General features: G+C 73.3%; 23 protein-coding genes and 1 riboswitch. Of the genes, 12 read left to right on the forward strand and 11 right to left on the reverse strand.

The genetic code is table 11. The annotated features are described in order from the left end of the window. Positions 1-6: 6 nt before the first annotated feature. The 3 genes from AB0O53_RS36710 to rsmH form a co-directional block, all read right to left on the reverse strand. Complete coding sequence (locus AB0O53_RS36710; RefSeq protein WP_365201434.1) at positions 7-2,028, reverse strand: peptidoglycan D,D-transpeptidase FtsI family protein; 2,022 nt, start codon at positions 2,026-2,028, stop codon at positions 7-9. A gap of 63 nt (positions 2,029-2,091) precedes the next feature. Continuing rightward, entirely contained in the window at positions 2,092-2,625 is a 534-nt protein-coding gene (gene ftsL / locus AB0O53_RS36715) for a cell division protein FtsL (RefSeq protein WP_403142614.1), read from the reverse strand. Next, positions 2,622-3,581: a 16S rRNA (cytosine(1402)-N(4))-methyltransferase RsmH gene (gene rsmH, locus AB0O53_RS36720; RefSeq protein ID WP_078959213.1), complete on the reverse strand. Its 960-nt coding sequence runs from the start codon at positions 3,579-3,581 to the stop codon at positions 2,622-2,624. The genes ftsL and rsmH overlap by 4 nt, the downstream gene beginning before the upstream one ends. Before the next feature lie 361 nt (positions 3,582-3,942). On the opposite strand from rsmH, the gene AB0O53_RS36725 reads away from it, so the two are divergent. The 4 genes from AB0O53_RS36725 to AB0O53_RS36740 all read left to right on the forward strand — a co-directional run bounded on the left by AB0O53_RS36725 (position 3,943) and on the right by AB0O53_RS36740 (position 9,411). Further along, complete coding sequence (locus AB0O53_RS36725) at positions 3,943-4,494, forward strand: beta-class carbonic anhydrase (protein WP_350996384.1); 552 nt, start codon at positions 3,943-3,945, stop codon at positions 4,492-4,494. 137 nt (positions 4,495-4,631) lie between these two features. Continuing rightward, positions 4,632-5,642, forward strand: coding sequence for an AAA family ATPase (locus tag AB0O53_RS36730; RefSeq protein WP_350996385.1), 1,011 nt, complete (start codon positions 4,632-4,634; stop codon positions 5,640-5,642). Continuing rightward, positions 5,642-7,009, forward strand: coding sequence for a DUF58 domain-containing protein (locus AB0O53_RS36735; protein WP_365201438.1), 1,368 nt, complete (start codon positions 5,642-5,644; stop codon positions 7,007-7,009). Before AB0O53_RS36730 ends, AB0O53_RS36735 begins: the two co-directional genes overlap by 1 nt. Next, on the forward strand, positions 7,006-9,411 hold the full coding sequence (locus AB0O53_RS36740) for a transglutaminaseTgpA domain-containing protein (protein WP_350996388.1): 2,406 nt from the start codon (positions 7,006-7,008) through the stop codon (positions 9,409-9,411). Before AB0O53_RS36735 ends, AB0O53_RS36740 begins: the two co-directional genes overlap by 4 nt. Positions 9,412-9,841: 430 nt before the next feature. Here the strand turns inward: AB0O53_RS36740 and AB0O53_RS36745 are convergent, their stop codons facing one another. From AB0O53_RS36745 to AB0O53_RS36755, 3 genes are read right to left on the reverse strand one after another with little or no spacing between them, the layout of a single operon-like run. Continuing rightward, entirely contained in the window at positions 9,842-10,474 is a 633-nt protein-coding gene (locus AB0O53_RS36745; RefSeq protein WP_031149491.1) for a TetR/AcrR family transcriptional regulator, read from the reverse strand. A gap of 29 nt (positions 10,475-10,503) precedes the next feature. Next, on the reverse strand, positions 10,504-12,597 hold the full coding sequence (locus tag AB0O53_RS36750; protein ID WP_350996390.1) for a YhgE/Pip family protein: 2,094 nt from the start codon (positions 12,595-12,597) through the stop codon (positions 10,504-10,506). Beyond that, positions 12,569-13,579 carry an ATP-binding cassette domain-containing protein gene (locus AB0O53_RS36755; RefSeq protein ID WP_365201440.1) on the reverse strand — a complete coding sequence of 337 codons (1,011 nt, stop codon included), beginning with the start codon at positions 13,577-13,579 and terminating at the stop codon, positions 12,569-12,571. Before AB0O53_RS36755 ends, AB0O53_RS36750 begins: the two co-directional genes overlap by 29 nt. 178 nt (positions 13,580-13,757) lie before the next feature. Here AB0O53_RS36755 and AB0O53_RS36760 point away from each other — a divergent pair, with 178 nt between their 5' ends. From AB0O53_RS36760 to AB0O53_RS36780, 5 genes are all read left to right on the forward strand, one after another. Further along, entirely contained in the window at positions 13,758-14,264 is a 507-nt protein-coding gene (locus AB0O53_RS36760; RefSeq protein WP_350996395.1) for an SAV_6107 family HEPN domain-containing protein, read from the forward strand. Between the two features lie 73 nt (positions 14,265-14,337). After that, positions 14,338-15,096: a methyltransferase gene (locus tag AB0O53_RS36765; RefSeq protein ID WP_350996398.1), complete on the forward strand. Its 759-nt coding sequence runs from the start codon at positions 14,338-14,340 to the stop codon at positions 15,094-15,096. A 295-nt stretch (positions 15,097-15,391) separates the two neighbouring features. Next, positions 15,392-15,793: an SCO2097 family morphological protein gene (locus AB0O53_RS36770; protein WP_030663992.1), complete on the forward strand. Its 402-nt coding sequence runs from the start codon at positions 15,392-15,394 to the stop codon at positions 15,791-15,793. A gap of 124 nt (positions 15,794-15,917) precedes the next feature. Continuing rightward, positions 15,918-16,544 carry a DUF4126 domain-containing protein gene (locus AB0O53_RS36775; protein ID WP_350996401.1) on the forward strand — a complete coding sequence of 209 codons (627 nt, stop codon included), beginning with the start codon at positions 15,918-15,920 and terminating at the stop codon, positions 16,542-16,544. 36 nt (positions 16,545-16,580) lie between these two features. Continuing rightward, positions 16,581-17,999 (forward strand): phytoene desaturase family protein, encoded by a 1,419-nt coding sequence (locus tag AB0O53_RS36780; RefSeq protein WP_365201445.1) that lies wholly within the window; start codon positions 16,581-16,583, stop codon positions 17,997-17,999. 46 nt (positions 18,000-18,045) lie between these two features. Here AB0O53_RS36780 and AB0O53_RS36785 read toward each other — a convergent pair whose 3' ends face one another. The 5 genes from AB0O53_RS36785 to AB0O53_RS36805 form a co-directional block, all read right to left on the reverse strand. Further along, positions 18,046-18,906 (reverse strand): hypothetical protein, encoded by an 861-nt coding sequence (locus tag AB0O53_RS36785; RefSeq protein ID WP_350996407.1) that lies wholly within the window; start codon positions 18,904-18,906, stop codon positions 18,046-18,048. A gap of 42 nt (positions 18,907-18,948) precedes the next feature. After that, entirely contained in the window at positions 18,949-19,863 is a 915-nt protein-coding gene (metF, locus tag AB0O53_RS36790) for a methylenetetrahydrofolate reductase [NAD(P)H] (RefSeq protein ID WP_350996410.1), read from the reverse strand. Between the two features lie 169 nt (positions 19,864-20,032). After that, positions 20,033-20,668, reverse strand: a complete 636-nt coding sequence (thiE, locus tag AB0O53_RS36795) for a thiamine phosphate synthase (RefSeq protein ID WP_350996413.1) — start codon at positions 20,666-20,668, stop codon at positions 20,033-20,035. 76 nt (positions 20,669-20,744) lie between these two features. Next, positions 20,745-21,110 carry an Rv2175c family DNA-binding protein gene (locus AB0O53_RS36800; RefSeq protein ID WP_350996415.1) on the reverse strand — a complete coding sequence of 122 codons (366 nt, stop codon included), beginning with the start codon at positions 21,108-21,110 and terminating at the stop codon, positions 20,745-20,747. A 96-nt stretch (positions 21,111-21,206) separates the two neighbouring features. After that, positions 21,207-22,427 (reverse strand): NAD(P)/FAD-dependent oxidoreductase, encoded by a 1,221-nt coding sequence (locus tag AB0O53_RS36805; RefSeq protein WP_365201450.1) that lies wholly within the window; start codon positions 22,425-22,427, stop codon positions 21,207-21,209. 81 nt (positions 22,428-22,508) lie between these two features. After that, a riboswitch (TPP riboswitch) is annotated at positions 22,509-22,620 on the forward strand. On the opposite strand from AB0O53_RS36805, the gene thiO reads away from it, so the two are divergent. The 3 genes from thiO to AB0O53_RS36820 all read left to right on the forward strand — a co-directional run bounded on the left by thiO (position 22,618) and on the right by AB0O53_RS36820 (position 24,808). Next, positions 22,618-23,811: a glycine oxidase ThiO gene (thiO, locus tag AB0O53_RS36810; protein WP_350996419.1), complete on the forward strand. Its 1,194-nt coding sequence runs from the start codon at positions 22,618-22,620 to the stop codon at positions 23,809-23,811. Its footprint overlaps the riboswitch before it by 3 nt. Next, the gene (gene thiS / locus AB0O53_RS36815) at positions 23,808-24,008 is read left to right on the forward strand and encodes a sulfur carrier protein ThiS (protein ID WP_053613156.1); all 201 of its coding nucleotides are present in this window, start codon (positions 23,808-23,810) and stop codon (positions 24,006-24,008) included. Before thiO ends, thiS begins: the two co-directional genes overlap by 4 nt. Positions 24,009-24,013: 5 nt before the next feature. After that, the gene (locus AB0O53_RS36820) at positions 24,014-24,808 is read left to right on the forward strand and encodes a thiazole synthase (RefSeq protein WP_350996421.1); all 795 of its coding nucleotides are present in this window, start codon (positions 24,014-24,016) and stop codon (positions 24,806-24,808) included. Positions 24,809-25,708: the final 900 nt, after the last annotated feature.

Below are 25,708 nucleotides of genomic sequence, written 5' to 3' on the forward strand. Positions count from 1 at the left end.
CGTGGGTCACTGGCCGGGCTGCGGAGTGGGCTGCGGGGCGGGCTGCTGGACGGCCGGCGGGCCGGGCTCGTAGGTGACCGGAAGCCCGGCGGGGGCGGTGCCGGTGGGGGCGACCTGGAGGGTCTTGAGGGCGAACTCCATGACCTTCTTGTAGATGGGGCCGCAGATCTGGCCGCCGAAGTAGCTGCCCTTCGTGGGGTTCTGGATGGCGCAGTAGACGGTGATGCGCGGGTTGTCCGCCGGGGCGAACCCGGCGAAGGAGGCGGTGTAGCCCTTGTAGCGGCCGGTGGCCGGATCCACCCGGTTGGAGGTGCCGGTCTTGCCGCCGACCCGGTAGCCGGGGATCTTCGCCTTGGTTCCGGTGCCCTCCTGGTCGTCGACGACGGATTCGAGCATCTCCGCCAGGGTCTTGGCGGTCTCCTGGCTGATCACGCGGCTCTGCTCGGGCGCCGGGGCCGGGGTGAAGCGGCCGTCGGGGCCCTTGGTGCCGCGGATCAGCGTCGGCTCGATGCGGACCCCGCCGTTGGCGATGGTCGAGTACACGGAGGCCGCCTGCATGGCGTTGACGGAGAGTCCCTGGCCGAAGGGGATCGTGTACTGCTGGGAGGTGGACCAGTCCTGGGGCTCGGCGAGGATGCCGCGGGACTCGCCCGGGTAGTTCAGGCCGGTGGGGCGGCCGATGCCGAACTTGGTCAGGTAGGAGTGCAGGACCCGGTTGGCCTCGGGCTGGTTCCGGCCGAGCTGGCCGGTGGCCAGGATGGTGCCGATGTTGGAGGACTTGGCGAGGACCCCGTTGAGGGTCAGGTACCAGGTCGGGTGGTCGATGTCGTCCTTGAACAGCCGGTCGCCGCGGTGGAGCCGGTTGGGGACCTCGACGCGGGTGTCGGGGGTCGCCTTCTTCTCCTCCAGGACGGCCGCCATCGACATCACCTTGGCGGTGGAGCCGGGCTCGTACACGTCCTGGAGCGCGGCGTTGCCCATGGCGGCGGAGCTGGCCCGGGTCAGGTCGTTGGGGTCGAAGCCGGGGGCGTTGGCCATGGCCAGCACCTCGCCGGTGCGGGTGTCCTGGACGATGACGTAGCCGCGGTCGGCCTCGGACTTCTGCACCTGCTCGGCGATGGCGCTCTGCGCCGCCCACTGGATGTCCCGGTCGATGGTCAGCTCGATGTCGTCGCCGGGGACGGCGGGCTTCTCGCTGGATCCGGCGGTGGGCACCTTGCGGCCGCCGGACTGGGCGTAGGTGATCTCCCCGTCCTTGCCGGCCAGTTTCTTGTCGAGGGCGGACTCCAGCCCGCCGCCGCCCTTGCCCTCGGCGTTGACGTAGCCCAGTATCCCGGCGGCGAGGTCCCCGCCGGGGTACACGCGCTTGCTGCTGTCCTCCTTGAACACGCCGGCCAGGACGTTGGCGCCGGGGGCGTTGTTCTTCTTGTCGGCGCTGGCCTTCTCCGAGAAGACCCGCTTGAGGTCCTTGATCTGGTTCCAGACCTGCGGGGTCTGGCGCTGGGCGAGGACCACGTACCGGCTGTTCTTCGTGCCGAGCTTCGCCGCGAGCTCCTTGGCGTCCTTGCCGAGGATGGGTGCGAGGAGGGCCGCGGCCTGCTCGGGGGCGTCCGGGGCCTTGCTGTCCTGCGGGGTGAACATCTTCGGGTCGGCGGTGATGTCGTACGCGTCGACGCTGGTGGCCAGGGCCACGCCCCTGCGGTCGGTGATTTCGCCCCGCTCGGCGGCCAGTTTGACGTTGGTGTAGCGGTTCTTGGAGGCCGCGGCGGAGAAGGACGAGGCGTCGACGGCCTGCACCTGGAGCAGCCGTACGACGAAGGCGAGCATCACCAGGGTCAGGCCCACGCCGACCAGGCGCAGCCGGGGCCGGGGACTGCCGAGCCGGATCGTGTGCGGCTTGCGGGGGCCGGAGGGGCGGCGGGTCGCCGGACGCGAGGCCGGGCGGGCGGTGGCCCGGGGCCGGTCGCCGGGCCGCGACGGCCTGGCCGGACCGGGCACCCGTCGCCGCGGCGGCTCCTGCGGGCTCACCCGGCCACCGTCCGCGCCTCGCACACCGGCGGGGCCGGTTCAGACGGGATCCGCGTCACGACGTCACCTTCCAGGGGTCTGGCTGGGCTGCGGGCTACCGGAGGGAGCGGGCTGGGCCGGGGCCGGGGAGGCCGCCGGTGCCGGGGGCTGGCCCGGTCCGGCCTGCGGCGGGGCCGGGAGGGTCGGGGTCGGTGACGGCGGTGCCTCGGCCACCGAGACGCTGCCGGAGACGGTGCCGTCGGGGCCGATGAAGACGGGGCTGCCGCCCGGGACCAGGCCCAGTTCCCGGGCGCGGCGCTGGAGGGCGTCGGGGGCCGAGTAGGCGTCCACGTCGCGCTGGAGGGCCTGCTCCTCGTCGGTGAGGGCGGTGGTCTCCTTCTTCAGCCGGGTCAGCTGGAAGGAGCCCTCGTTGAGGGCCGAGTTCAGCAGCAGCAGGCTGATCAGGCCGCCTGCGAGCAGGGCCACGACCAGCAGGACGAACGGCATCCGCGCCGCCTGCCCGCCGGGCCGCGGCCGGGCCGGGCGGGCGCCGAGGGCCCGCCCGATGCGGGCCGCCTGCCCGCGGGTCAGCGTGGCGACCTTCCCGGCCTTGGTCACAGTTGCGCCTCCCGGATGCGTTCGACCCCCCGGAACCTCGCCGGGGCGGCCCGCCGGTTCTCGGCGATCTCCTCCTCGGTCGGCAGCTCCGCGCCGCGCGTGAGCAGTTTGAGCTTCGGCTGGTACTTCTCCGGCACCACCGGCAGCCCGGGCGGGGCGGTGGAGGTCGCGCCCGCCGAGAAGACCTGCTTGACCAGGCGGTCCTCCAGCGAGTGGTACGAGAGCACCGCGATCCGGCCGCCGACCGCGATCCGGTCCACGGCCGCCGGGATGGCCCGCTCCAGGCCGGAGAGCTCGCCGTTGACCTCGATCCGCAGCGCCTGGAAGGTGCGCTTCGCCGGGTTGCCGCCGGTCCGCTTGGCGGCCTGGGGCAGGGCGTCGCGGATGAGTTCGACCAGCCGGGCGCTGTTGCTGAAGGGGGCCTTCTCGCGCTCGCGGACGATCGCGGACACGATCCTCTTGGCCTGCTTCTCCTCGCCGTACTGGCGCAGGATCCGCACGAGCTCGCCCGGCGCGTAGGTGTTGAGGACCTCGGCGGCGCTGATGCCCGTGGTCTGGTCCATGCGCATGTCCAGCGGCGCGTCCTGCGCGTACGCGAACCCGCGGTCGGCCTCGTCCAGTTGCATGGAGGAGACGCCCAGGTCGAAGAGGATGCCCTGGACGGCCGGCAGGCCCAGCCCGTCGAGCACCTCGGCGAGGTCGGCGTAGATCGCGTGGACCAGGGTGGCCCGGTCGCCGAAGGGGGCGAGCCGTTCGCCGGAGAGCCGCAGGGCCTCCTTGTCGCGGTCGAGGCCGATCAGGCGCGCCTCGGGGAACCGGGTCAGCAGGGCCTCGCTGTGGCCGCCGAGGCCGAGGGTGCAGTCGACGACGACGGCCCCGGGCCTCTCCAGCGCCGGGGCCAACAGGTCCAGGCACCGCTGGAGCATCACCGGGACATGTCGGGACTCGCTAGTCAAAGCGCCCTCTCAGATAACGGCGCGGCAGGCGTACGCACCGCCCGCTCCCCCGGCCGGTGAGCGGAAGAGGGCCGGGCCGTACGTACGCGCCGCGCACGCGGAGTCTTCATCGGTGGCCGGGCGGCCGGTCAGGGCCGGGCTCCGGCCGGTTCGCGTCACTTTAGTGCAACGGTCGCCGCGGTCAACGAACCGGCCCGCGCGCCGTACGCGCCTCTCGGACCGAAGCCGCAAATGATGCCGAACCACCCGGACGGCCGCTCCCCGCCCACCCCTGTGGGTTAGCTCACAACAAGCCGCGTTGACGTTCTTTGTCCAACCTCACGCCCGGACGGCCCCGCCCGTGACCACTACCGTCGTACCCATGACGACTTCCGCATCCCTGCCTGCAGACTCCGCACCCGAGGCATCCGTCGGCGGATCCGTCACCGACCGGCTGGTCGAGGCGAACCGGCACTACGCCGCCGGGTTCACCGACCCCGGCATGGACGCCCGCCCCGTCCTCCACGTGGCCGTCGTGGCCTGCATGGACGCCCGCCTCGACCTGCACGCCGCGCTCGGCCTGGAGCTCGGCGACTGCCACACCATCCGCAACGCGGGCGGCGTGGTCACCGACGACACCATCCGCTCCCTCACCATCAGCCAGCGGGCCCTCGGCACCCGCACGGTGATACTGATCCACCACACCGGCTGCGGCCTGGAACGTCTGACCGAGGACTTCCGCCACGAGCTGGAGGACGAGGTCGGCCAGCGCCCCGCCTGGGCCGTCGAGGCCTTCCGCGACGTCGACCAGGACGTCCGCCAGTCCATGCAGCGCGTGCGCACCAACCCGTTCCTGCCCCACAAGGACGATGTGCGAGGCTTCGTCTTCGACGTGCACACCGGGCTCCTCCGGGAGATCGATCCCAGCTCCTGAGTGACACAAGGCCGTGGAGCCGTCAAGAATGCGGGAAGACACCACCCGGGAAACCCCGGGTCCGGTGTCCGTGTTTCGGGGTGGGCCGGTCATGCGCCAAGAGCGTCGGCCCTGAGAAATGGGCCGAGGAGAACCAGGTGACGACGTATGACGACCGAGCGAGCCTCGCGGATCTGACCAGCACGGCGGAGCGGGTCCGCCAGTCGGTCGAGAGCGTGATCGAGGGCAAGCCCGAGGTCGTCCGCCTCGCGCTGACCGTGCTCCTCGCCGAGGGACACCTGCTGATCGAGGACGTTCCCGGCGTCGGCAAGACGATGCTCGCCAAGACGCTGGCGAAGTCCATCGACTGCTCGGTGCAGCGCATCCAGTTCACGCCGGACCTGCTGCCCTCCGACATCACGGGCGTCAGCATCTACGACCAGCAGCGCCGCGAGTTCGAGTTCAAGCCGGGCGCGATCTTCGCGCAGATCGTCATCGGCGACGAGATCAACCGCGCCTCGCCGAAGACCCAGTCGGCGCTGCTGGAGTCGATGGAGGAACGCCAGGTCACCATCGACGGCACCACCTACACGCTGCCGAGCCCCTTCATGGTCGTCGCCACCCAGAACCCGGTGGAGATGGAGGGCACCTACCCGCTGCCCGAGGCCCAGCGCGACCGCTTCATGGCCCGCGTCTCCGTCGGCTACCCGAGCCCCGACGCCGAGCTGCAGATGCTCGACGTGCACGGCGCCGTCAACCCGCTCGACGACCTCCAGTCCGTCGCGCACGCCCACGACATCGTCAAGCTGATAGAGGCCGTGCGCGAGGTCTACGTCGCCGAGCCCGTCCGGCGCTACGTCGTCGACCTGGTCTCCGCCACCCGCAGCCACCCGGACCTGCGGCTCGGCGCCTCGCCCCGGGCCACCCTGCACCTCCTGCGCGCCGTGAAGGCCTCCGCCGCGCTCGCCGGCCGGGACTACGTCCTGCCCGACGACGTCCAGTCGCTGGCCGCGCCGGTCCTCGCGCACCGGCTGCTGCCCACCGCGCAGGCCCAGCTGAACCGCCGCACCTCCGAGCAGGTCGTCGGCGAGATCCTCCAGCGCACCCCCGTACCGGCCGCGCACGCCCGCGGCGAGATGCCGCCCGGCGCCGGCGCCCGGAGCTTCTGATGGGTGCCGGTGCCCCACGCGGCGCCGGCGGCCCGGGAGACGGCGGCGGACTGCGCGCCTCACTGTCCGGGCTGACCACCCGCGGCCGCTCGTTCGTGGCCGCCGGGATCGCCGCGTCCGTCTGCGCCTACGTCCTGGGCCAGGGCGCACTGCTGCGCGTCGGCCTGCTCCTCGCCCTCCTGCCGCTGATCTGCGTCTACGCCCTGCACCGCACCCGCTACCGGGTCTCCGGCAGCCGCCGGCTGACCCCCGGGCGGGTGCCCGCGGGCGCCGAGGCGCGGGTGCAGCTGCGCATGGACAACGTCTCCCGGCTGCCCACCGGCCTGCTGATGCTCCAGGACCGGGTGCCCTACGTACTGGGCCCGCGCCCGCGGTTCGTCCTGGACCGGGTCGAGCCCGGCGGGCGCCGCGAGGTGTCCTACCGGGTCCGCTCCGACCTGCGCGGCCGCTACCCGCTGGGCCCGCTGCAGCTGCGGCTGACCGACCCCTTCGGGCTGGTCGAACTGACCCGCTCCTTCAGCACCTACGACACCCTCACCGTCATACCGCGCACCGAACCCCTGCCCCCGGTCCGGCTGGCCGGCGAGTCCAACGGCTACGGCGACGGCAGCCGCCGCTCCCTGGCCCTGGCCGGCGACGACGACGTGATCCCGCGCGGCTACCGGCGCGGCGACGACCTGCGCCGCGTGCACTGGCGCTCCACCGCCCGCTACGGCGAGCTGATGGTCCGCCGCGAGGAGCAGCCGCAGCGCAGCCGGGCCACGGTCCTGCTCGACACCCGCCGTCTCGCCTTCGACGGCGCCGGCCCCGACTCGGCCTTCGAATGGGCCGTCTCCGCGGCCGCCTCCAGCCTCGTGCACGTCCTGGAGCAGGGCTTCTCGGCACGACTGCTCACCGACACCGGTGACGCGGTGCCCGGCGAGGGCGGCGGCGGGTTCTCCGCGGGCGGCCAGGAGTCCGCCGAGGCCGCGGGCCTGATGATGGACACCCTCGCCGTGGTCGGGCACTCCGACGGCGCCGGTCTCTCCCGCGCCTACGACGCGGTGCGCGGCGGCGGCTACGGCGAGGGCGGCGGCGACGGGCTCCTCATCGCCTTCTTCGGCGACCTGGACGACGTACAGACCGAGCTGGCGGCCAGGATGCGCCCGCGCGCCTCGGGCGCGGTGGCCTTCGTACTGGACACCGGCGCCTGGGGCGGACGGCCCGTGCCGGGGCACGACGTGGTTCCGCTGGAGGAGCGGCTGCGCAGGCTGCGCGACGCGGGCTGGACGGCGCTGGCCGCCACCCCCGGCACGGCCTTCGGCGAGCTGTGGCGACAGGCCGGGACCGCGCGCGTCGGTACGGGAACGAGCGGAGGCCGGGAATGAGCGGACGGGCGAAACTGACGGTGTTCGCGGCACTCGCGACGCTGCTCACCTCGTGGTCGCTGAGCCCGCTGGTGGAATCGCAGGCCTGGCTGCTCCAGGCCGCGCTCCTGCTGGCCGTGCAGAGCGCGGTGGGCGCGGGGGCCCGGCGGGTGCCGCTGGCGCGGTCGCTGACCGTGGCCGCGCAGCTGCTGGTGTCGCTGCTGCTCCTCGCGCTGCTCTTCGCCGGCAAGGTCCGGTCCACCGGCAGCGGCCCCCTCTCCTACTTCGTGACGGACTTCGGCTCGCTGTTCGCACAGGGCGTCCACGACGTGGGCGAGTACGCGATACCGGCCCCGCTGACGGACGGCATCCAGCTGCTGCTGGTGTCCGGGGTCCTGCTGATCGGCCTGCTGGTGGACCTGCTCGCGGTGACCGCGCGCACGGCAGCCGCGGCCGGACTGCCCCTGCTCGCGCTGTACTCGGTCGCCGCGGGCCTGTCGGGCGGCGGGGACGCCTCCTGGTTCTCCTTCCTGCTGGCGGGCGCCGGATACCTGGTGCTGCTGCTCTCCGAGGGCCGCGACCGGCTCGCCCAGTGGGGGCGGGTCTTCGGCTCGGCTCCGCGCGGACGCGGGGCGGCCGACTCCGGCATCAGCAGTGGCGCCGTACGGGCCACGGCCCCGGTGCGGTTCGGCCGGCGGATCGGCGCCCTGGCCCTCGGCCTGGCCCTGGTGGTTCCGGCGGCGCTGCCCGCCCTCGGCGACGGCCTGCTGGGCGGTCCGCAGGACGGCGAGGGCGCGGGCGGCTCGGGCGGCACGATCTCGGCGGTCAACCCGCTGGTCTCCCTGCAGAGCAATCTGAACGCGCAGGACAACCGTGTGGTGCTGAGGTACCGGACGGACAGTCCGCAGCAGGGCGATCAGTACCTGCGCATCCTGGCCCTGGACGACTTCAACGGCTCGAAGTGGGAGGCGTCCGGCCGGTCCCTGACCGACGTGCCTGAGCAGATGCCGGTCCCGCCCGGTCTCGGTGAGCAGGTCCGCCTCGGCTCGACCGAGGTGACCACGAACATCACGGCGTCGGACGGCTACACCCAGCGCTACCTCCCCATGCCGTACCCGGCGACCTCGGTGGAGATCGGCGGCAAGTGGCGGTTCGAGCCGGTCGGCCGGACCCTGGTCGGCGACCAGCTGGGCCGGGACAAGTACCAGACCGTGCAGGGCGCCGAGTACAAGGTGCGCAGCCTGCTGCTGAAGCCGACCGCGCAGCAGCTCCAGAAGGCCCCGGCGCCGGACCCGGCGATCCGGGAGGAGTACACGAAGGTCCCGGACAACCTGCCGCCGGTGGTCGCGGAGACCGCCCGCCAGGTGACGGAGGGGACGAAGGACGACTACTCGCGCGCGGTGAAGCTGCAGGACTTCTTCGCCGTGAGCGGCGGGTTCCGCTACGACACGCAGACCGCCTCCGGAACGGGATCGCAGGCCGTCGCCCGGTTCCTCGCGGACAAGGAGGGCTTCTGCATCCACTTCGCGTTCTCGATGGCGGCGATGTCGCGCACGCTGGGCATCCCGGCGCGGGTCGCGGTGGGCTTCACCCCGGGCGAGAAGCAGCAGGACGGCGTCGTGAACGTCTCGATGCGGGACGCGCACGCCTGGCCCGAGCTGTACTTCCAGGGTGTGGGCTGGACCCGGTTCGAGCCGACCCCCCGGTCGGGCCTGAACGTGCCGGACTACTCCCGCCCGCAGGCTCCGGCGCCCTCGGTGTCCGCGCCCGCGCCGCTGCCCTCGCAGGGTGCGGTCCAGCCGGCGCCGGCGCCCTCGGCGTCCGCCGAGTGCCCGCCGGCGCTGAAGAAGCTCGGCGAGTGCGGGACGACCGCCCCGCAGCAGAGCGCGGCCGGCGACGGCGGGCCGGCGGTGACGACGGTCCTCGGCTGGGCGGCGGTCGTGGCCGCGGTGCTGGGCCTGCCCCTGCTCCCGCTGCTGTGGCGCAGCCGGCTGCGGGCCCGCCGGCTGGGCACCGGGGAGGTCCTGGCGGCCTGGCGCGAACTGGGCGACGCCGCCTGGGACGTGGGCGTGACCCCGGACGAGGCGCTGTCGCCGCGCCGGGCGGCGAGCCGGACGGTGGACCTGGGCGGCCTGGAGCCGGACGCCGCCGCGGCGGTGCACCGGGTGGCGGGTGCCGTGGAGCGGGCCCTGTACGCGCCGCCGGGCGCGGAGGTCTCGTACGCGGGGCTGGCGGACGACGTGCTGGCGGCCCGTGCGGGCCTGCTGGCCTCGGCGGGCCGTGCGACCCGGCTGCGCGCCCTGCTGCTGCCGCGCTCGGCGGCCCGGATCTCCTGGGCGGTCGCAGCCCGCTGGTCGGCACTGGCCTCGGCAACCTCGGCCCGCTGGTCGGCCCTCCGCCTCCCCCTCCGGAGCCGCGGCTAGTTCCAGCCCCGCCAGGGGGCACCTCCCGGCGGTAGCCGGGGGAGTTTGAGGCGCGGGGGCCCGGGGGCAGGGCCCCCGCAACGGCGCCGCACCCGGCACCGGAAAGCCGCCGAACCCGCGGACGCGAGAACGCGGCGAGGCCCGATCCCCCCGGGCCCCGCCGCGTCCGCGCTTTTCCCACCGGGCCCCCGTGCCTCCCCGGTTCCGGATGGAGGTACCCGGTCCGCTCCGCAGCCCCGTGTCGGCGGTGCGGACCGGGTCTCCTGTCCGTGGCTCCCAGTCTGGCGTCCGCGCAGGTGGGAGCACCTCCGCGTGCGTACTCATTTCCGCGCCTAGGTACGGATACTCAGCGGCCGCGGCGGGCGGGCCCCACCAGTTGTACGGGCTGCCGCGCCCGCGCGGCACCGCCGACTGGGGGGTGCCGCGCGGGTCAGCGGTTTCCGCTGACCCGGCCGCGCAGCAGCAGCGACAGCGCCGAGTGCACGTCGTCGAGGGACCGCTCCCGCTGGAAGGACTGCCAGTCCAGGGCCGCCACCAGCACCATGCCCACCAGCGCGGCCGCGGTGAGCTGCACGTCGATCTCGGAGCTGAGCTCCCCGCGCTCGACGCCCTCGCGCAGCACCTTCTCCACGACGGCCACCGCCTCCTGGCGGACCACCATGAGGGTGGACTGCCAGGTGCGGTTGGTCCGCCACAGCTCGGCGACGTACAGCTGGGTGAAGGCCGGGTAGCGGTCGATGAAGACCAGGCCCGCCCGGATCATCGCGTCGAGCGCCTCGACGCGGCTGCCGCCGCGCGCCTCGGTCTCCTCCGCCGAGGTGCGCAGCGATGCCGTCAGCAGTCCGACGCCGTGCCGCAGCAGCTCCTCGAACAGTTCGTTCTTGCTCGCGAAGTTGTAGTAGACCGTGCCCTTCGCGACGCCCGCCCGCTCGGCGATCTCATCGACCGTGGTCGCGGAGAAGCCCTTCTCGGCGATGAGGGTGACGGCCGCTTCGTAGAGCTTCTGCCGGGTGGCCGCACGACGGCCCCCGCCGGTACCCGTACCGGTGCTGCTGCTGTCCATGGCGCTGATTGTCACAGGTCAACACATCCCTACAGGCTCAGTTCCGGGTGCAGTCTGTCCATGGTCCACACCTGCTTGCCCCGGGCGGCGAGCGCGGTCAGGGCGAGGGCTCCGGCCGTGAAGGCCACCAGGACCAGGCTGCCCTGCCAGACCGGGGTGAGGTCGCCGCCGGTGATGAGGCGGCGCAGGCTCTCCACGACGTACGACATCGGCAGGTACGGGTGGACGGCGTTGAAGAAGTCCGGACTGGTCTGGACGGGGTAGGTGCCGCCGGCCGAGGTCAGCTGGAGCATCAGGACGGCGAGGACCAGGATCCGCCCGGCCGCGCCGAACTTGGCGTTGAGCCACTGGATGATGGCCGCGAAGCAGCCGGTGACCAGCAGCAGGAAGCCGACGGTGAGGGCCGGGTTGGCCATCTTGAGGCCGAGGCCCGGGGCCCAGTGCAGGACGGACATCAGCAGGGTGACCTGCGCGGCGCCGATGCCCATGACCGGCAGCCAGCCGGCGAGGGCGATCCGCCAGGGCGAGGCGCCCGCGGACAGGGCCCGCTTGTTCATCGGGGTGATCAGCATGTAGGCGACCATCGCGCCGACCCAGAGGGACAGCGGGATGAAGTAGGGCGCGAAGCCGGTGCCGTAGTTGGGCGCCTTGTGCAGGGACTGGTTGGCGAGCTTGATCGGGTCGGCCATGACCTCGGTGCGGGCGTCCCGCTGCTGCTGGTCGTAGTCGGGGATCTTGCCGACGCCCTCGTGCAGGCCGCCGGCGAGTTCGCCGGTGCCGTCGACGAGCTTGTACATGCCGCCGTCGAGGCGGTGCGCGCCGTCGCCGAGCTTGCCGACGCCGTCGGTGAGGGCGCCGGAGCCGGTGGTGGCGGTGCCGAGGCCGGTGTGCAGCTGGGACATGCCGGTGGCGACCTTGTGGGCGCCGGTGTTGAGGGCGTTGACCTTGGCGACGGCCGCGTCGAGGTCGCTCGCGAGGTGGGGTGCCTTGTCGGCGAGCTCGCGGGCCTTGTTCTCCAGGTCGGTCAGCTGGGTGCGGAGCGTGGCCACGTCCCCGCCGGCGTTCTTGGCCAGGGTGGCGACGTCGCCGCTGAGTTCGGCGGCCTGGGCGGTGTCGTCCCGGACCTTCTTCAGGTCGGGGCAGGAGGCGAGGTGCGGTTCGCCGCCGGGGGTCACGCAGTGCTTGGTGTAGTAGGCGTCGGCGCCGGTGGAGGCCCGCTTGGCGACGGCCGCGGCGGCCGGGGCCTTCTCCACGAACTTGTCGAGGTGGCTGTTGACCGTCTTCGCGCTGTCGGCGACCAGCTCGGCGGTGGCCGCGAGGCTCTTGGGGTCCTTGACGAACGGCCGGGCCTTGTCGGCGGCGCCGTTGACCTTGTCGGCGACGACCTGGGTGCCGTTGGCGACATCGCGCGTGCCGGTCTCCAGCTTGGCCGCGGCCGCGTTGAGCTTCTTCAGTCCGCTGTTGAGCTCGCCGCTCTTCTCCCCGGCGGTGTCGAGGCCGTCGGCGAGCTCCTTGGCGCCCTCCTGGGCCTTGCCCGCCCCGTCCTTGAGCTTGTCGGCGCCGTCGGCGGCCTCGGCGGTCTTGTCGTGCAGGTCGGAGAAGCTGACGAAGATCTTGTCGAGGAATCCGCGGGAGGCGTTGGCGGACGCCGCCGAGCGGACCTCGGAGAAGACGGAGCGCGAGATCGAGCCGACGACGTAGTTGTTGGCGTCGTTGGTGCGGACCTGGAGGGCTCCGGTGGCGGGGTCGTCGCCCGAGCTGGAGGCGATCTTCTCGCTGAAGTCGGCCGGCATGGTGAGGGTCAGGTAGTACGTACCGTCCTCCAGGCCCTTGGCCGCCTTCTCGGCGCTCACCTCCCGCCAGTCGAAGGTCTTGCTGTCGCGGAGCTTCTTGGTGATCTCACCGCCCGCGTCCAGGTGCTTGCCGTCGACGGTCGCGCCCCGGTCGGAGTTGACGAGGGCGACGGGCACCCGGTCGAGGCGGCTGTACGGGTCCCAGAAGGACCAGAGGTACAGGGCTCCGTAGAGCAGCGGCAGCAGGAGCAGCGCGACGAGTGCGGCCCGGGGCAGCTTCCCCCGCCCGAACCGCTTCAGCTCAAGCGCGGCCAGCTTCGGCGAGCGCATCGTCCGCCCCCTTCGTGTCGTCGTCGTTGTCGTCGTTGCCGTCGTTGCCGGTGTCGTCGGCGTCGTCGGCGTCGTTCTCGGTGGCGATGGCGGGTGCGGTCTCCGCGGCCTTCTTCTTCGCCCCGGAGTCCTTCTTCGCTTCCGGTTCCGCTTCGTCCTTCGGGGCCGGTTCCGCTTCCGTCTTCGCGTCGGCGCCGGCGTCCTCCTTCGCCCGGGTGCCCCACGTGATCTTCGGGGTGCCGGCGGCGCCGGTCGACGGCTTCGTCCCCGGTGCGGCGCCGTGGTCCTGCGGGCCGGTCCGCAGGACCACGGCGTCGGCGGGTGCTTCGCTGCACACCGCGAGGACGGTGGTCCCGCGGGCGGCGATCGAGCGGAGCAGGGCCCATACCTCGGTGCGTTCGGTGTCCGAGAGCTTGATGTCGAGGTCGTCGAGGGCCAGCAGCTGCGGCGAGCCGAGCAGGGCGATGGCGACCGACAGCCGTACGGACTCCAGGCGTTCCAGGTCCCGGACGGTGGTGCGCTCGCCCTTGGGCAGCGTGGCCAGGTCCAGTCCGGCGGCGTCCAGCGCGGCCTCGATCCGGGCGGCGGCGGTGGCACGGCGCTCGGACCGGGACCGGAGCAGGGAGCGGATCGGGGCGCCGTAGTGGCGCTGGAGCAGGGCACCCTCGCGCAGCTGCTCGGCGACGGTGAGGGACTGGTCGAGGTCGTTGACCCCGGGGACCGGGCCGAGGGCGGCGATCCGGCGGACCGCGGCCATCTTCTTCGGGAGCCGGTGGCGGCCGATCTCGGCGTGGCCCTCGGTGGGCTTCATCCGCCCGGTGAGGGCCAGGAGCAGGCAGGTCCGGCCGCTGCCGGAGGGGCCTTCGACCGCGATGAGCGAGCCGGGCGCGGCGTCGAGGCCGATCCCCCGGAAGGCCCAGCCGCGCGGTCCCTTGAGTCCGAAGTGCTCGGCCTTGACGGCCGCGCCGTGCGGGCTGTCCACGCCGTCCCCCTTCTTTTGAACTGACCGGTCAGTTCAAAAACTATCACCTCATGGCGCACCAGGTGCGCAGGAGGGGGCAGTTGCTGTGCATATGACGGAAAACACGCAGGTCAGGCTGATTGTCAGTGGGGCCCGTCACGATGGGGGCAACGCACCACGCATCGACAGGAGGTTCGTCATGGCCACACCGTCCCCGTCCCCTGTCCACCCCGTCCTGCGGAAGTCGGCCGCCCCGCCGGCTGCCCTCGACCTCCTCGCCAAGGCCCACAGCGGCCTGGCCGAGGCCGCCCGGCTGACCCGGCCCAACGAGCGCTACGCCACGGCCCACCTCGCCGCGCTGCGCACCGCCGCGGCGGTGCTCGCGGCCCGTGCGCGCCCCGAGCCGGCGCACCCGCGGCGGCGGCCCCGGATCCGCAGCGCGTGGGAGGTGCTGCCGGAGCTGGCGCCGGAGCTGTCCGAGTGGAGCGCGCTCTTCGCCTCCGGCGCCGCCCGCCGGGCACGGGCCGAGGCGGGGATAGCGGACGCGGCCAGTCCCCGGGACGCGGACGACCTGCTGCGCGCGGCCTCGATGTTCCTGCGCCTGGTGGAGCGGATGCTCGCCGTCCGGGCGCCCGCCCCGACACCGCCCCAGAGCCCGGCGCAGCCCCTGCCGCAACCACGGCCGGAGCGTCCGGACGCGGGATGACCTGCCCGGCTGCGGAAGGCAATAGGGTGGGGCACGGACCGCTCACCCTTCCCTCGCCGAGGAGCCATCAGCCGTGTCGGACACTTCCCGCCCCCGTGCCTCCCTCCGCACCGCCGTGGTGTGGGAGGTCCTCAAGGAGGCGCTCGACCGCCGGGTGAAGGCGACCGGCCGGGACGTGCTGGACGTGCTCGACACGGGTGGCGGCACCGGCAAGTTCGCCGTGCCTGTGGCCCACCTGGGCCACCGGGTCACCGTGGTCGACCCCAGCCCGAACGCGCTGTTCGGGCTGGAGCGCCGGGTGTCCGAGGCCGGAGTCGCCGACCTGGTCCGCGGCGTCCAGGGCGACGCCCAGGGCCTGTTGGACGTGGTCGAGCAGGGCGCGTACGACGTGGTGCTCTGCCACGGCGTCCTGGAGTACGTGGACGACCCGGCCGAGGGCATCGCCAACGTGGCGGCGGCCCTGCGTCCCGGCGGCACGCTCAGCCTGCTGGCCGCCGGCCTCGGCGGGGCCGTGCTCGCCCGCGCCCTGGCCGGACACTTCACCGAGGCCCGTACCGCCCTCACCGACCCGGCCGGCCGCTGGGGCTCCGGCGACCCGGTGCCGCGCCGCTTCACCGCCGAGCAGCTCTCCGAGCTGGTGGGCGAGACCGGCCTGGCGGTCGGCGCGGTGCACGGCGTGCGGATCTTCGCCGACCTCGTTCCGGGCGTCCTGGTGGACACCGAGCCGGGCGCGGTGGAGGCGCTGCTGCGTCTGGAGGAGGCCGCGGCGGAGCTGCCCGCCTTCCACGCGGTGGCCACGCAGCTGCACATCCTGGGCGAGAAGCAGGCCTGAACTGCTGGTCCTGCGTCCACCGAGTCTCCCGCTCACCCGCCGTTCCGCCGGTCCGCACCGTATGATCGGGAGCAGTGACCGGCATGGCGATCGGGCCATTGGGGAATAACGGCCTCAGTGACCGCTCCCGCGGCGGTACGGTTTTCTCGCAGTGGCTTTACCGGCTCTGTCTTTCTGTGCTTTGTCATTTTGGAACGTGTGCGTTGAGGGCGGGTGTCACGGGGGCGATTCCCCGCCTATCCTGAAGGGGACCCCTGGTCGCTACCCCCGCGACCGACGGATGAGGAGGACTCCCGTGCCGCTCTCGGAGCACGAGCAGCGAATGCTCGAGCAGATGGAGCGAGCGCTGTACGCCGAAGACCCCAAGTTCGCGACAGCGCTTGAGGGAAGCGGTCTGCGTACGTACACCCGGCGACGGGTCTACCAGGCAGTCGCAGGCATTGTGGTGGGTATCGCGCTCCTCATGACCGGTGTGATCATTCCGAACGTGCTGTGGATCAGCGTGGTGGGCTTCCTCGTCATGCTGGGATGCACGGTCCTGGTGGTCACCGGTTGGCGCAAGGCACCCAAGCCCGGCGAGCAGCCCGTCTCCGGAAGTACCGGCGGTTCGGCCCGCGGCCACAACCGGCAGCGTCGGTCGATGATGAACCGCATCGAGGACCGGTGGCAGCGCCGCCGTGACGAGCAGGGGCAGTAGCCCCGGGAACACGTGAAGGAGGGGACGGCCGCCGCAGTGCGGCCGTCCCCTCTCTGTTCTGCTCCGGCCTCTGTTCTGCTCCGGCCTCCGGCTCGCAGTCACCCCCGTACGGCATGATGATCCGATGAGTGTGCTCCCCCTGGTCTTCACCAGCGGCTGGGCCAGTGGGATCAACGCCTACGCCGTGGTCCTCCTGCTCGGCATCTTCGGCCGTACCGGCCTGACCGACGAGGTCCCGGCGTCACTGCAGCGCACGGACGTGCTGATCGTCGCCGCCGTGCTCTTCCTCTGCGAGGCGGTCGCCGACAAGATCCCCTACGTCGACTCGATATGGGACGGCGTCCACACCGTGATCCGCCCGCTGGCGGGTGCGGTGATCGGCGCCCTGCTGGCCGGGCAGAGCGGCTCGCTCTCCGACATCACGGCCGGGGCGGTCGGCGGCAGCACGGCGCTGGCCAGCCATTTCGTCAAGGCCGGCACCCGAATGGCGATCAACACCTCACCCGAGCCGTTCACCAACGTGGCGATGAGCATCGCCGAGGACCTCGGCGTGGCGGGCCTCGTCACCTTCGCGATCTTCCACCCGGTCCCCGCCGCGATCATCGCGGCCTCCCTGCTGGTCACCGGAGTGGCCATAGTGATCTACCTCTGGAGCCGGATCCGCCGCTTCCTGCGCCGCCGCGCCCAGCGCCGCGAGGAGAAGCGGCTGGCCGCCGAGGCCCGCGAGGTCACCGGGGCGCCACCCCGCTGAGCGCGGGGGCCCGCACGGGGTCATAGGCTCGGCCGCATGGCACGAATTGCGGTGATCGGCGCCGGCATGGGCGCGATGGCGACGGCGGCCCGGCTGGCCGTGGCGGGGCACCTGGTGACGGTGTACGAGCGCGGCGCGACCTACGGCGGGGCCGTGGGCCGCTACGAGCGCGACGGCTTCGCCTTCGACACCGGGCCCGGGCTGCTGCACCTGCCCGCCGTCTACCGCGACCTCTTCGTGAAGACCGGCAAGCGGTCGCTGGAGGACTGCGTCGACATGGCGCAGGTGAATCCGGCCGTCCGGCACGTCCTGCCCGGCCACGGCATCGACGTCACCCTCCCGGGCGCCTCGCACGGCGGTGTCGCCGCCGCCCTCGACGGCGCCTTCGGCCAGGGCGCAGGCGAGCGCTGGAACGGCGTGCTGGGCCGGGCCCGGGACGCCTGGGACGCCACCCGCCGCCCGCTGCTGGAGGAGCCCCTGCGAAGCGGCGCCCGGCAGACGCTGGGCGGCGACCCGTACCCGGCCCTGCGGCGCAGCGGCCTGCTCCGCCGCCGCAGCCCGAGCCTCGCCGAGGTGGCCGGACGGGAGCTGGGCGGCCCGCTGGCGGAGGTGCTGACGGGCGTGGTCCGCGGCTACGGCCTCGACCCCGCCGGTGCGCCCGGCTCGGCCGCCGTGCTCCCGTACATGGAGCAGACCTTCGGCAGCTGGTACGTGCGCGGCGGGATGCGGGCGCTGGCCACCGCGGTGTACGAGCGCTGCCTGGAGCGGAAGGTCGCCTTCGTCTTCGGGGCGGAGGTACGGGAGGTGCTGGTCCGGGACGGCCGGGCGGCCGGACTGCTGCTGGCCGACGGCACGCAGGCGGCGGCCGACTCCGTCGTCTGCGGGATCGACCCGCGGCGGCTGCCGGCCGGTTCGCTGCCGTGGCCCGCCGGGGCGGTGCCGGCCCGCGGCGACGGCGTGCCCGGCCGGATCACCCTGCTGCTCGCGCTGCGCGGCTCCCGCCCCGCGGGGACCGTCCACCGCACCCTCGTGCACTCCGCCGGGGCGCAGGTCACCGTCATGCGGCCGGACGATCCCGCCACGCGGCCCGACGCGGAGCACGAGGCGGTCACCGTGAGCGCCGTTCCGGGGCCGGGGACCTCGGAGCCCGGGGAGCTGCTGAACCTCGCGGAGAAGGCCGTACAGGGGCTGCGGGAGCGGCTGTTGTGGCAGGAGGTGCGCACCCCGGCCGACATCGAGGCGGCGACCGGTGCGCTGGGCGGCGCGGTGCCCGCGCCCGCTCTCGCGGGTGCGGGGGGCAGGCTGCTGTATCCGGCGAACACCACCGCCGTGCCCGGGCTGTACCTGGCGGGCGGCTGGGCGCATCCCGGCGGCGGGCTCGCGCACGCCGGGATGACCGGGGCCCTGGTGGCCGGACTGATCGTGGAGGGCGCGGACTTCCGCGGCTCCCAGTGACCCGGCCCCCGCCGCGGCCCGTGCACCGGCCGCGGCACCGTCCGGGTCAGTAGCGGTACTGCTCGTACTCGCCCTGCTGCGGGTACGGGTACTGCTGCGGCGGCTCGCCCTGCCCGTCCGCCGGGTAGGACTGGCCCGCCCCGTCGGTGGACCGCTGCTGCGGGACCCAGACGCCGCCGGGCGGGGTGTCCGTGGAGTACTGCTGCTGGCCGTAGTCGGCGTACGGGGTGTAGTCGTACGGCTGGGGCGGGACGACGGCCCCGCCGGTGCCGATGTACGGGTCCGAGTAGGCGGCGTAGACCTGCTGCTGGTCGCCCGTCGGGTAGCCGGCGGAGTAGTCGTAGCCGCCCTGGTTGTGCTGGTCGTAGTACGCCGCGTACTGGTGGGCGTCCTGCTCGGCGGTGGTGAACGGCGAGGCGAAGGCCGCCGTCTGGTCGACCTCGGGGGCCGGGGTGCCGAAACTCTGTATGCCGTAGGAACCGGTCTCCTCGGGCACGGGCTCCGGGCTGTAGACCTCCTCGGCCGGGGCCCGGAAGGGCCGCTCGTCCGATGCCGCGTCCGCGTCGCCGTACTCGAGGGCGGTGACCTGGAGCGCCGGTTCCGGCGTGGTGGCCCCTCCCCTGCGGCGTCTGGCCTGCCGTACGGGCTCCCCGCCGCGGCGCAGCGCCCAGCCGGCGACGAAGCCCTTGCGGAAGGAGAGCGTGACCAGGGTCTGGCCCACGGCGAACGCGGCCGCGCCGGCGCCGATGACCGGCACCGAGGGCAGTATCACGCCGGCGACCACGCCGAGGAAGCCGGCGAAGGCGAGCAGGCGCCAGCGAAGCCGGGCCTTGTACTGCATCAGTACCTCGGCAAGCAGCCACAACGCGACGATTCCGAACGCGATGTAGAGGACCGTCATACCCATGCAAGGCCCCTCTCGGTACGGCCGTCACACGGGTACGGCCGGTCAAGCCCGCTGGTGCAGGCCCAGGTTCTCGTAGATCTCGAGGGTCGCCGTGGAATTGTTCAGCGTGATGAAGTGCAGTCCCGGTACACCTTCGGACAGCAGCCGCGCGCAGAACTCCGTGGCGAACTCGATGCCAATGGAGCGTACAGCGGCCGGGTCGTCCTTGACGGCGAGCATGCGCTCTTTCACGTCCGCGGGGAAGACCGCGGTGCTCAGCTGGGGCAGTCGGTCGAGCTGCTTGATGCCCACAACAGGCATGACCTCGGGGATGATCGGGGTGTCGCAGCCCGCCTTCTCGACGCTGTCGCGCAGCCGCAGATAATTCTCGGGATCGAAGAACATCTGGGTGATCGCATAGTCGGCGCCTGCGCGGCACTTGTCCACGAAGTGCTGGATGTCCGTATCCCAGTCCGTCGAGCGCGGGTGCATCTCGGGGAAGGCGGCGACGCCGACGCAGAAGTCCCCGGACTCCTTCAGCAGCCGCACCAGGTCGGCCGCGTAGTGCACGCCCTCGGGGTGGGGCACCCACTCGGCCATCGGGTCGCCCGGCGGGTCGCCGCGCAGGGCGAGCATGTTGCGGATCCCGGCGTCGGCGAACTGGCCGATGACGTGGCGCAGCTCGGCGATGGAGTGGTCCACGGCGGTCAGGTGCGCGACCGGGGTCAGGGTGGTGTCCGCGGCGATCTCCTGGGTGGCCTTGACGGTGCCGCCGCGGGTGGAGCCGCCCGCTCCGTAGGTCACGGAGACGAAGCTCGGGGATACCGCCTCGACCCGGCGGAGGGCGTTCCAGAGGTTGCGTTCGCCCTTCTCGGTCTTCGGGGCCCAGAACTCGAAGGAGTACGAGCGCCCGGACGCGAGGAGGTCGCGGACCGTGTGTGCGCGGTCCGACCAGGTGGAAGCGGTACCAGAGGCCATGTGGGCAGGTTAGACGCGCCCCGGCGCTCCCCGAAGCGGCGTCCGCCTTTTGGACACGTTTTTGGACACCTGTGGCCGCGTCTCTGGCCGGGAGGGGCTTCGACGCGTTATGGCGGCGCGGAATGCCACCGGCTGTCCGGGCGGACGGGACCGTCGGTACGGCCGGGGCTCAGCCGAGGCGGGACCGGACCCGCTTGGCGAGGTCCGCGGCGGCGGCACCGGGGTCGGAGGCCTCGGTGATCGCCCGGACGACCACCACGCGGGTGGCGCCGGCGTCCAGGACCTCGTCCAGGTTCGTGGCGTCGATGCCGCCGATGGCGAACCAGGGGCGGTCCTGCTCCAGGGAGGCCGCGTAGCGGACCAGGTCCAGGCCGGGGGCGTGGCGGCCGGGCTTGGTGGGGGTGGGCCAGCAGGGCCCGGTGCAGAAGTAGTCCACGCCCGGTTCGGCGGCGGCCGCGGCGACCTCGTCCTCCGCGTGGCAGGAGCGGCCGATCAGCACCTGCCCGCCGAGGATGGCGCGGGCGGCGGGGACGGGGATGTCACCCTGGCCGAGGTGCAGGACGTCGGAGCCGATGGCGTGGGCGACGTCGGCGCGGTCGTTGACGGCGAGCAGCCTGCCGTGGCGGCGCGCGGCCTCGGCGAACACCTGGAGGTGTTCGAGCTCCTCGCCCGCCTCCATGCCCTTGTCGCGGAGCTGGACGATGTCCACGCCCCCGGCCAGGACGGCGTCGAGGAACTCGGGGAGGTCACCCTGGCGCTTGCGGGCGTCCGTGCACAGGTAGAGCCGGGCGTCGGTCAGCTGCATGGGTGTACCCCCCGTGGTGGAGGCGGTGTACGGGCGCGGGGGCCCGTACACCGCGGTGGAGCTGCTGCGGATCAGGTCAGAGGGCGAGCGCCTGAGCGCGGCGCTTCACCTCCGTGCCGCGATTCTCACTCAGAGCCTGGGCGGGGGTGCCGGGCAGGGTCGGGTCGGCGGTGAACAGCCACTCCAGGATCTCCTCGTCGGAGAAGCCGTCGTCGCGCAGGACGGTCAGCAGGCCGACGAGGCCCTTGACCACCTTGTCGCCGTCGATGAAGGGGGCCGGAACCTGCAGGGCCCGGTTCTCGCCCCGGCGCACGGCGATGAGCTGCCCTTCCTTGACCATCTGGCGGACCCGCGTCACCTCGACGTTGAGCATCTCCGCGATGTCGGGGAGGTAGAGCCAGTCGGGGACGAGGGAATCGATCTTTGCGTCAATCTCGGTCACAGGCCAAGCCTGCCACCTCCCACCGACAGCCGGTACCCGGGCGGACCGTCCGTGGCGCGCCGCCGCCCGGAGCCCGCCGACCGCCCGGGCCGCGGGCTACGCGGTGGCCGACTTCAGCGGGGTGCCCGGGTCCGCGACCTTGGCCGGGTCCACCGGGGCGCCCGTCTCGATCAGCTTGCGGCCCTGCGCCAGGTCGCGGGGGCGGCCGACGGCGAGGACCGCGGCCAGGGCGCCGTCGCGCAGCCAGCACACCGACCAGGTCTCCCCGGCCGGGTCGCCGCGCCACACCAGGGCGTCGGCCCCGCCGTGGTGGCCGGCGTACTGCACGAAGCGCCCGAACTGCTCGGACCAGAAGTACGGCACCGGGTCGTAGACCGCGGTGGGCTCCCCCGCCAGGACGTTCGCCGCGACCGCCCGCGGTCCCTGGAGGGCGTTGTCCCAGTGGTGCACGAGCAGCCGCGCCCCGTACCGCCCGGACGGGAAGGAGGCGCAGTCGCCGACGGCGTACACCCCCGGCAGGGAGGTCACCAGGTGTGCGTCGGCGGTGACCGAGCCGTCGGGGCCGCGCTCCACCCCGGACCCGGCCAGCCATCCGGTGGCGGGCCGTGCGCCGATCCCCACGACCACCGCGTCGGCGGGCAGGACGCGCCCGTCGTCGAGGAGGACCCGGCCCTCCTCGACCCCGGCCACCTTGGCGCCGGTGATCAGCTCGGCGCCGGCCTGCCCGTACCAGCGCGCCATCGGCCCGGCGACCTCGGCGGGCAGGGCGCCGGCCAGCACCCGGTCCGCCGCCTCGACCACGGTCACCGCGCAGCCGGCCTCCCGGGCGGCGGTGGCGAACTCCGCCCCGATCCAGCCCGCGCCGACGACCACGACCCGGGAGGCGGCCGCCAGGACCGGGCGCAGCCGCGCCGCGTCGTCCAGGGTGCGCAGCAGGTGGACGCCCGGGACGCCCTCGGCGCCGGGCAGGGTCAGCGGCTGCGCGCCGGTCGCCAGGACGAGGACCTCGTACGGGACCGGTCCCGCCGCGGTGTCCAGTTCGCGGTCGGCGGCCCGCAGCCCGGTGACCTCCGTCCCGAGGCGGAGTTCGATGCCGAGGCCTTCGAAGTCCACGTCGAAGGCGGAGTCCTCGGCCTTGCCGAGCAGCACCGCCTTGGACAGCGGGGGCCGGTCGTAGGGCTGGTGGGGTTCGGCTCCCAACAGGGTCACGGGGCCCGTGAAGCCCTGTTCGCGCAGGGCGACCGCGGTCTGCACCCCGGCCATTCCGGCGCCGACGATCACGACGCCGCGCTGATTCTGTTCCGTCTGCTCGCTCACGCGGCCACCCTAATCATCTGACGCTCCGTCAGGAATAGGTGCCGCCTTACCCGCCGTCCACCGCCGGGATAGTCTGGCCACCGTACCTATCGCGGGAGTCCGGCGCACCGGGCTGAGAGGGAGGCTGGCCGGCCTCCGACCGTACGAACCTGATCCGGGTCATGCCGGCGAAGGGAGGGGCTGGACGCCCATGCACTCATCTCGGAAGGGAACCGACCGGGGAGCCGGCCGGGGAGCCGACGTCCTCGTCGTCGGAGGCGGGATCATCGGACTCGTCACCGCCTGGCGGGCCGCGGAGCGCGGACTGCGCACCCTGCTCGCCGACCCGGCACCCGGCGGCGGCGCCGCCCAGGTCGCGGCCGGCATGCTCGCCCCCGTCACCGAACTCCACTACGGCGAGGAAGCCCTCCTCGGTCTCGGCCTCGCCTCCGCCGAACGCTATCCGCGGTTCGCCGCCGAACTCGCCGAGGCGAGCGGCGGCACGGACATCGGCTACCGCGCCTGCGGCACCCTCGCCGTCGCCCTCGACGCCGACGACCGCCTCCACCTGCGCGAACTGCACGCCCTCCAGCGCCGCTGCGGCCTGGAACCCGAATGGCTCACCGGCCGCGAGTGCCGCCGCCTGGAGCCCATGCTCGCCCCCGGCGTACGCGGCGGCCTGCGCGTCGACGGCGACCACCAGGTCGACCCGCGCCGGCTCGCGGCCGCCCTGCTGGCCGCCTGCGAGGGCGCCGGAGTGACCATCCACCGGGCGGCCGCCGAGCAACTGCTCACCACCGCCGACCGGGCGACGGGCGTCCTCCTCGACGACGGCACGGAGCTGCGCGCCGACCAGGTGGTCCTGGCCGCGGGCTCGCTCAGCGGCAGGCTGGCGGGCGTACCCGCCGACGTGCTGCCCCCCGTACGGCCCGTCAAGGGGCAGGTGCTGCGGCTCTCCGTACCGCCCGCCTACGCGCCGTTCCTCTCCCGCACCGTACGGGCGGTCGTGCGCGGCAGCCACGTCTACCTCGTACCCCGCGAGAACGGCGAACTCGTCATCGGCGCCACCAGCGAGGAACTCGGCTGGGACACCACCGTCACCGCGGGCGGGGTCTACGAACTCCTGCGCGACGCCCACGAACTGGTCCCCGGCATCACCGAACTCCCTCTGACCGAGACCCGGGCGGGACTGCGCCCCGGATCACCCGACAACGCCCCGCTGCTGGGCCCCACCGACCTGCCCGGCCTGCACCTGGCCACCGGGCACTACCGCAACGGGGTGCTGCTGACCCCGCTCACCGGCGAGGTGATGGCCGAGCTGCTGGCCACCGGCGAACTGCCCGAGATCGCGCGCCCCTTCACCCCCCGCCGCTTCTCCGCCGCACGTCAGGAGTCGTACGCATGACCATCTCCGTCAACGGCGAGCCGCGCGAGGTCGCGGCCGGCACCACGCTCGACACCGTCGTCGCCACCCTGACCGCGGCCCCCTCCGGGGTGGCCGCCGCACTCAACGAGACCGTCGTCCCCCGCGGACAGTGGCCGGCCACCCCGGTGGGCGATGGCGACCGCGTGGAGATCCTCACCGCGGTCCAGGGAGGCTGACCGGCATGGCCGACGACCTCTTCACCCTGGGCGACCGGACCTTCTCCTCCCGCCTGATCATGGGCACGGGCGGCGCCCCGAGCCTGGACGTGCTGGAACGCGCCCTGGTCGCGTCCGGCACCGAACTCACCACGGTCGCGATGCGGCGGCTGGACCCCACGGTCCAGGGCTCCGTCCTGTCCGTACTGACCAAGCTCGGCATCTCCGTCCTGCCGAACACGGCCGGCTGCTTCACCGCGGGCGAGGCCGTGCTCACGGCCCGGCTCGCACGGGAGGCCCTCGGCACCGACTGGATCAAGCTGGAGGTGGTCGCGGACGAGCGGACCCTCCTACCCGACGGGGTCGAGCTGCTGGACGCCGCCGAGATCCTGGTGGACGAGGGCTTCACCGTCCTGCCGTACACCAACGACGACCCGGTGCTCGCGCGCAAGCTGGAGGACGTGGGCTGCGCGGCGATCATGCCGCTCGGCTCCCCCATCGGGTCCGGCATGGGCATCCGCAACCCCCACAACTTCGAGCTCATCACGGAGCGGGCCTCCGTCCCGGTCATCCTCGACGCGGGCGCGGGCACCGCCTCGGACGCCGCCCTGGCGATGGAACTGGGCTGCGCGGCCGTCATGCTGGCCTCGGCCGTGACCCGGGCCCAGGAGCCGGTCCTGATGGCGTCCGCCATGCGGGACGCCGTCTCGGCGGGCCGCCTCGCCCACCGGGCGGGCCGCATCCCCCAGCGCCGCTTCGCCGAAGCCTCTTCCCCCACGGAGGGCCGCGCCCACCTGGATCCGGAGCGCCCGGCGTTCTGAGGGGCGGGGGGGTGCTGCGGGGCGGGGGCTTCGGCGGGGCGGGGGTCGGGAGGCGCGGCAGTGGTGTGTTGGGGGCGGGATGCACTCGGGCGGGAGTCAGAGTTGTTCTGGGGGTTTTTCCGTCTGTCCGATGGTTTTCCGGGTCGTGCCGGTCCCTCAAGGGCGCTCCTGCGTCGCGTCGCTGCGCGATGGCCTTCGGCCACCCTTGACCGCCCGTCCCGCCCCGGAACTGCAAGGACCGGCGGAAAACCCCAAAAGAACGAGCCGGGCGACGAGAGACCATCGGGGAAATCAGCGATGCGCGGGCGGGAGCCCGGCACGCCCCAAATCGCTACGCGCTCCTGCGAGACGGCGTCCGCAGGCCCCGTGGGCTGGACATAGGCCGCCATCGATCGCTACGCGCTTCGCCCTGACCGCGTCCGGCGGTCGTTCGGGGCTGGGAGGGGCGGATTCGAGGGGCGGGAGGGCGATCCATCGGCTCAGCCGATGCCAACCCCCGACAAGGGGAGGGTGACATCCCAACCGCCCGCCCAAACGAGGGCAATTAGGGCAAACCGAGGGCCTTCTGGGCCTCGCACTCGCGCAGACACGGATGGGGTTCGCCTCAGCCGTCATCCGGCGCTTTTCCTCCCCCGGTCCGCTCGCAGACGCCGTCCATGAGCAGGCCATCGGGCCTCTGCGGCCTATGAACAACCCCAGGCGGTCTGCGGACGCGTGATCGAGGAGCGCGTAGCGATCGATGGCGGCTTATGTCCAGCCCACGGGGCCTGCGGACGCCGTCTCGCAGGAGCGCGTAGCGATGTGAGGCGCGCCGGGCTCCCGCCCGGCGTCGCTGATGTGGCCGTCCCTGAAACGAAGGTCCCGGCTCGTTCTTTTGGGGTTTTCCGCCGGTCCTTGCAG

The sequence above is a fragment of the Streptomyces erythrochromogenes genome (assembly GCF_040684695.1).
In the GTDB taxonomy this organism is placed as follows: domain Bacteria; phylum Actinomycetota; class Actinomycetes; order Streptomycetales; family Streptomycetaceae; genus Streptomyces; species Streptomyces erythrochromogenes_C.